Annotated in this window: 4 protein-coding genes; all 4 read right to left on the bottom strand. The window is 46.1% G+C overall.

What is annotated here, in order from left to right:
• Nucleotides 1-322 (bottom strand): glutathione S-transferase N-terminal domain-containing protein (locus ACTHUE_RS13190; RefSeq protein WP_440423020.1); only part of this gene is annotated, 322 nt, incomplete at its 3' end.
• 216 nt (nucleotides 323-538) lie between these two features.
• Entirely contained in the window at nucleotides 539-1,327 is a 789-nt protein-coding gene (locus ACTHUE_RS13185) for a cytochrome c1 (RefSeq protein ID WP_199900379.1), read from the bottom strand.
• A 14-nt stretch (nucleotides 1,328-1,341) separates the two neighbouring features.
• Complete coding sequence (locus tag ACTHUE_RS13180) at nucleotides 1,342-2,865, bottom strand: cytochrome b (protein WP_168163289.1); 1,524 nt, start codon at nucleotides 2,863-2,865, stop codon at nucleotides 1,342-1,344.
• Nucleotides 2,866-2,883: 18 nt separating this feature from the next.
• Nucleotides 2,884-3,465, bottom strand: coding sequence for a ubiquinol-cytochrome c reductase iron-sulfur subunit (gene petA / locus ACTHUE_RS13175; protein WP_070606098.1), 582 nt, complete (start codon nucleotides 3,463-3,465; stop codon nucleotides 2,884-2,886).
• Nucleotides 3,466-3,610 lie beyond the last annotated feature (145 nt).

The raw sequence follows: 3,610 nt of genomic DNA, 5'->3' as shown, positions 1-3,610 counted from the left end.
ACACTTGCACCAAGCTGAACAATTCTTTTTCCATACGGTACAGTACCAAACGGCCGCGACCGCGCATAACAGGATCACCCGGCATCAACTGAGGATGAGGGAAACGCTCGTCAATGTATTCGTTGATAATGTTTGATTCGTGCAAAATCAAATCACGCTCAACCAGAACCGGTACTTGGTTATACGGATTCATCAAAGCCAAGTCTTCAGGTTTATTGAACACGTCCACATCTTTGATTTCAAAATCCATGCCTTTTTCGTACAGCACAAAACGGCAGCGTTGGCTGAATGGACAAGTAATACCTGAATACAATGTCATCATAATCTTTTACTCCTGATAAATCTTTTCAGACGGCCTTAATAGCCTTATAAAACTTCAGAAAGAATTATACATAATTTCAAACACTTAATCCAGGAATTTCACATATCACATTGTTTATATTAAGTAATTTCAAAATTTACATTATTCCCGCATAAACCAATTTCACAAACAAAAAAGGCAAACCTGAAACAGGTTTGCCTTTTTGATTCAAAAGAATTAGTGAACGTCTTTCCAGAATTCTTTTTTCAGGAAGTAAGCCAATGGCAGCATTACCGCAAACAGGAATGCCAGAACCATGTAGCCGATGCGGTGGCGTTGCAACTGAGCAGGCTCGCCCATGTACACCAAGTAGTTCACCAAGTCGCGCACATAAGTATCGTACTCTTTTTGGATCACTTTACCGTTAGGCAGGCGACGGCTGTGCAGACCGGTAGATTCCCAATACAGCTTAGGAGTCAGGTTGCCATGCTCGTCTTTAATCATAACGGGCTGACCTTTAGCATCCAACTCAACAGCTTGAATACCTTGTTGCTCCCACAATGGGTGAGGCATACTCGCTCCGGCCAAAACAGTATTGTTCCAACCGGTTGGACGAGTTGGGTCTTTATAGAAGCCGCGCATATAGGCGTACAGGTAGTCTGCACCTTTAGAACGTGCAATCAGGGTCAAATCCGGCGGAGGCGCACCCAACCATTTGGAGGCATCTTTCGGATCCATTGCCGCTACCATTACGTCACCAACGTTGTCTGTTGTGAACATCAGGTTTTTCTTGATTTCATCTTCAGTCAAACCAATATCTTTCAGACGGTTGAAGCGCATACCGCTTGCAGAGTGGCAAGACAAACAGTAGTTTGTAAAGATTTGCGCACCGTGCTGCAGACTGACTTGATCACGCAGGTCGATATCGACTTTTTCGTAGTTTGCATGGCCGCCGCTGGCGACGGCTGCACTCATAGGTACTGCCAGCAATAAGGCAGCAAACCAGTTTTTCAGAGTTTGTTTCATTTTCGCTGCCCTCATCAGATATTGGTTGCAAACAAGTAAGCACCAACAACGGTAATACCGACGTAAACAAAGAACATAATTTTTTGTTTAGTAGTGCTCATGGTTACGCGTTCAGGCGTAGCTTTTTCGCTATTAAACGCATTCAGGAATGGAATAGCTGCAAAGAAAACAGTGTAAGCCAGAACGAACGCCTTAACGATGTAATTTGGCAAGACTGCAACTAAATACAGGTTATAAATAATTAAAGCTGCATAAACAAACAGGCTAATTAAATATTTAATACCACCAGCTTTTTCAGCCAACCATTTAGGGTTTGTATGCAAAGGCATACCGATGAAGAACAAGAAATAGAATGCACTGAATGCACGAGCAAAAGCTGTACGAGTATCATCTGCTACCAATGCACCCAGAATGCCTAAGCCGATAAAAGATACAACAAACAACGCCAACATTACTTTGAAAGAGTTGTTGCGGTAACGAACAGATTTTACAGGTGACTTATCCAGCCAAGGCAACAAGGCAATCAATACAACTGCTGCACCCATGCCGATTACACCCCATACCTGAGTACCTGCCATCGAAGGAATCGCACGCAGAATTGCGTAGAACGGAGTGAAGTACCATACCGGTGCAATGTGCGGAGGTGTTTTCAGCGCATTCGCTGCATCAAAGTTCGGCGCTTCGAGGAAGTAGCCGCCGCCTTCAGGTGCAAAGAACAACACAGAACAGAAGACAATCAGGAATACAACGACGCCCAAGATGTCTTTAACGGTGTAGTAAGGATGGAATGGGATACCATCGCGTGGGATACCGTTTTCGTCTTTGTTTTTCTTGATTTCAACGCCGTCAGGGTTGTTAGAACCCACTTCGTGCAGGGCGATGATGTGAGCCACAACCAAGCCGAGCAATACCAAAGGTACAGCGATAACGTGCAGGGCGAAGAAGCGGTTCAGAGTAACGTCGGAAACGTTGAAGTCACCGCGGATCCAAGTGGACAAATCAGGACCGATAACAGGGATGGCGGAGAACAGGTTAATAATGACCTGCGCACCCCAGAAGGACATTTGACCCCAAGGCAACAGGTAACCCATAAAGGCTTCTGCCATCAATGCCAAGAAAATCAGGGAACCGAAAATCCACACCAATTCGCGGGGTTTTTTGTACGAACCGTAAATCAAACCGCGGAACATGTGCAGATAAACGACGATGAAGAAGAAAGATGCGCCTGTGGAGTGCATATAGCGGATAATCCAACCGCCGGACACGTCGCGCATGATGTACTCTACTGCGGTAAAGGCAGCAGGCAGATGGTAGGCGTTAAGGTTGCCGTCCGGTTTGTAGTTCATGGTCAGGAAAATACCGCTGACGATTTGAATCACAAGGACAAGCAGGGCCAAAGAGCCGAAGTAATACCAGAAGTTGAAGTTCTTCGGCGCATAGTATTGAGCCAAATGCTCATTCCACATTTTAGACAGAGGGAAGCGAGCGTCCATCCAGCCTAACAACGCTTTTGCTTTGCTATTGGTTTGGTTTGCCATAATTATCGTTCCTTATTTTTAGTCTTCGCCCACCAAAACAGTTGTATCGCTCAGATATTTGTAAGGCGGTACAACCAAGTTGGTCGGTGCAGGAACACCTTTGTATACTCGGCCTGCAATGTCGAATTTCGAACCGTGGCAAGGGCAGAAGAAACCGCCTTTCCAGTCTGCGCCCAAGTCGGCGGGAGCAATGTCGGGACGGTAAGTCGGAGAGCAACCCAGGTGGGTACAGATACCGATAGCGACGAGGAGGTTCGGCTTGATCGAACGGTGCTCGTTTTTAGCGTATTCCGGTTGCTGATCCACTTCGGAATTAGGATCGACAACTGCGCCATCCAAACTTTTCAAGTCTTTGAGCTGTTGATCTGTGCGGTTGACCAGCCAAATCGGTTTACCCTGCCATTCGGCAGTCAGCATTTGGCCTGCTTCGATTTTGCTGACATCTACTTCGACAGCAGCACCGGCAGCCTTAGCTTTCTCCGATGGGAAGAAGCTGGCCACGAAGGGCGTAGCTACGCCCAGAGCCGCCACACCGCCCGCACCGCAAGTAGCCAGTGTCAGGAAACGGCGGCGGCCGTTGTTGATTTCTTGATTATCCATTATTCAGTCGTCCTAAATTTTTGGGAATACCGAGCCATTAAACAGCGTAATTCTACCTAGTTTGTTGTAATACTCAAAGCATTATTTAAAATAAGGTAAAGTTTTTATGATATTGCTCAATACTCAGGCAGGGTTGTTTTCATCA

This window comes from Neisseria sp. P0021.S005, assembly GCF_051956955.1.
Note: the sequence above shows the minus strand (reverse complement) of the source record. Positions and strands in the feature narration are given on the sequence as shown.

Excerpts from the sequence above, each read along its gene's own strand:
- ACTHUE_RS13180 (WP_168163289.1), bottom strand. The coding sequence starts at position 2,865 with ATGGCAAACCAAACCAATAGCAAAGCAAAAGCGTTGTTAGGCTGGATG.
- ACTHUE_RS13185 (WP_199900379.1), bottom strand. The coding sequence starts at position 1,327 with ATGAAACAAACTCTGAAAAACTGGTTTGCTGCCTTATTGCTGGCAGTA.
- petA (WP_070606098.1), bottom strand. The coding sequence starts at position 3,465 with ATGGATAATCAAGAAATCAACAACGGCCGCCGCCGTTTCCTGACACTG.